This is a genomic window from Cytophagia bacterium CHB2 (assembly GCA_030263535.1).
Taxonomy (GTDB): Bacteria; Zhuqueibacterota; Zhuqueibacteria; order Zhuqueibacterales; family Zhuqueibacteraceae; genus Coneutiohabitans.
In genome coordinates this window covers 1-2,681 of the sequence record SZPB01000569.1, presented here as the reverse complement: position 1 = coordinate 2,681, position 2,681 = coordinate 1, and the positions used below count along the sequence as shown (strand labels likewise).

The window sequence follows — 2,681 nt, the reverse complement described above, 5'->3', positions numbered from 1 at the left end:
ATGACCAGCAGTGTGCGGTTCGGCCCGACCTCGTCGCTGAGTTGCTGAAGCTGGTCGTGATTCAAATTCTGCGTCGTCACGTAAATGAAATCCTGCTCGGTCGAATGGCCGTGCTGCCAATAAACCGTGTCGCTCGGCGCGTAGATGAAGCCTTCGAGCTTGCAAACCGCCTCGGCCAACATGGCGGCTTGGTATTGTTTGTTGATTACCCAATTACCCCACTTGTCTTTTTCCAATAGCGAGGGCGCGAGACGATAATAACGAAACCCGCCGCCGCCTTTCCAATTGACCGCCTCGGTAATGCCGCCGGGGTCTTGTCCATCAATCACTTTCTTCAATCGGGGAATGATGTGCGTATGACAATGCTCGCCCAATTCCACCATGATCCAGCGCCGGCCCATTTTGTGCGCCACTGCGCCGGTCGTGCCAGAGCCGGCGAAGGAGTCGAGGACCCAGTCGCCAGGCTGAGTAGAGATTTGAATTACCCTTTCAAGTAATCGTTCAGGTTTTGGAGTCGCAAAGGCATTGGTCAGTCCGAATAGTTTTTTTGATTCGGATGATGCCTCCCTAGTTGTCCCAACATCCTCGCCGAACCACACCGTTTCAGGCACCCGTCCCTCCTGATCCTGCAAGTAAATCTTGTGAACAATTCTTGTTTCGTGGTTTCGAAATATAATCTGGCCAGTTCTGATTTTCTCGGCCATTGTTTCTTTGCTCCACCGCCAACCTTTGGGTGGGGGCTTAATCACTTTTCCTGAGGGCGTGATGAGGTCATAAATTAGATTAGGGCGATATAGCGCATTTCGAACATCACCTGCTCTCCAGGGGCCTCGAGGATCGTTATCGGGATTCGAATAATTTGTATTGTGTTCTTCTCTGCGAGGTAAATCTCCTAGCACAAATGCCTCTGAACGCTGGTACGCCAGGAGGTAGTTATGGTGTACGGAAAATTTTCCCGAATATCCCTTCCCTTGAACACTATGTTGCCACACAACAGATCCGAGAAAATTAGGGCGCCCCAAAATTTCATCGCAGAGAATCTTGAGATAATGAACTTCGTTGTCATCAAGACAAATCCACATTGATCCATCCGGCTTCAACAAACGGGTGAGTATTTCTAATCGATCTCGCATTAAATTCAACCAAAGTGAGTGCTCGATACTGTCGTCGTATTGTTCCCAAGCCGCTCCTGTATTGTAAGGAGGATCAATGCAAACGCACTTGATTTTCCCCGCAAACTCCTGCTCCAGCGCTTTGAGAGCGAGGAGATTGTCGCCGAAAATGAGGCGGTTGTCGAAGAAGTCGTTCTCACTCACGCGGTGCGGCGCGTGGCAGGATTTCTCCGCGTCTTCCAGCAAAATGCGCGGTTCCAGCTTGGGCCGGTTCTCTTTGCCAATCCAGGTGAGCTCGAGTTTGGTTTTTTTATTCATCCATTTTCCCGTTGAAGATCGTTTGGCAATGCCATCTGGGCTGCAATTTCTATAGGCGACAGACCTTTGTCTTGCATAAACCGCCAACGCCGTAGGCGTGAAATGTTTATAACCTCCCGCCCGCGCAACAACCCCAAACGCCATCGGCGTGGCATGTTGGCGCGTTTCATCGGGGTCGCAATCTGTCCATCGCCAGAGACATGATTTCATGTCACGTCTGCGACGTTTTTATTTTAGAACACGCATCGACCTATAAACATGCCACGCCTACGCGTTTTCTGAGATGAAAATGCCCCTTAACTAACTCGCCCATTTTGCCGGCACTGGCAAAATGGTATACTCATGCGATCACCTTGCCGGCGCCGGCAAAATGATAGGCCGGATTATTACCGGATTTCTCGCAAGAAATCATCGCGCGCTTAATGGCGTCTTCGAAACGGCGCCACTGGCTGTAACCCAGCATCGGCTGCAATTCGCGGGCATTCCAATATTCCGCGCCGTGCTGGTTGAGGTGTTTCAGGTCTTCAAAAGATTTTTCGCCCAACACCGCCAAAGTTTTTTTGCTCATCACTATCCCCTTTCTTTTCTTTAAAAGATTATGGTGGTAAATTGTTGATTTCTTGTTCGTCACTGGCATTAATTTTCATATTTCGCTCAAAAAAATCAGACTTTAGCTCAGTACAATCAATGACTTGATCATTTCGGTGATGTCACCGAAATGGTCAAAGCTTTGACAATACGGCATTTATATCAACTTCCACCGGATCGAAAACAACCTCGCCTGCGAAACGCGTTGTTGCAGCTTGCCCTCGATATCGCTAATGAGCTGCTCGCGCTGCCGGTCAATCTCATCTTGTGCGTCAAATAAAGAGCGCCGCTTTTGGCTGCGCTGCGCTTCGAGCGCTTTGATTTGTTTTTGTCCAGCCAGCTTTTCATCCAAAGTCAGCGCCGCAGTTGCAGCGCGCCGCGCCTCTTTAATCTGGCGATCCAGTTCTTTGATTTCGCGTTCGAGACCCACCTTCAAGTCATCAGCCCAGCCATCCAGCTTTTCGGCCTCGGCTTCGAGGAATGCGGCATTGCGATGTGAGATGGTCTGCTGAATCGCCTTTTGCTGTTGATGCAACAGGTCTTGTAGTTGGGGCATTTCATCGTTCACCGGCAATTCATTCGCGACCTGCGCGGGCAAAGAAAACATGCGGCGCGCGGCGGCGGCCTCCAGCAGTTGCCCGCCGTCCGTCATGCCGGCAATGA

At 50.5% G+C, this 2,681-nt stretch carries 1 protein-coding gene and 2 pseudogenes; all 3 read right to left on the bottom strand.

Going from position 1 to position 2,681, the window contains the following annotated elements:
* A partial coding sequence (locus tag FBQ85_29000; GenBank protein ID MDL1879171.1) for a site-specific DNA-methyltransferase occupies positions 1 to 1,430 on the bottom strand: 1,430 nt, incomplete at its 3' end.
* Positions 1,431 to 1,782: 352 nt separating this feature from the next.
* Positions 1,783 to 1,998, bottom strand: a pseudogene (gene dinD, locus FBQ85_28995) (DNA damage-inducible protein D).
* A 177-nt stretch (positions 1,999 to 2,175) separates the two neighbouring features.
* Positions 2,176 to 2,565, bottom strand: a pseudogene (locus FBQ85_28990) (DEAD/DEAH box helicase).
* Between the last annotated feature and the right edge of the window lie 116 nt (positions 2,566 to 2,681).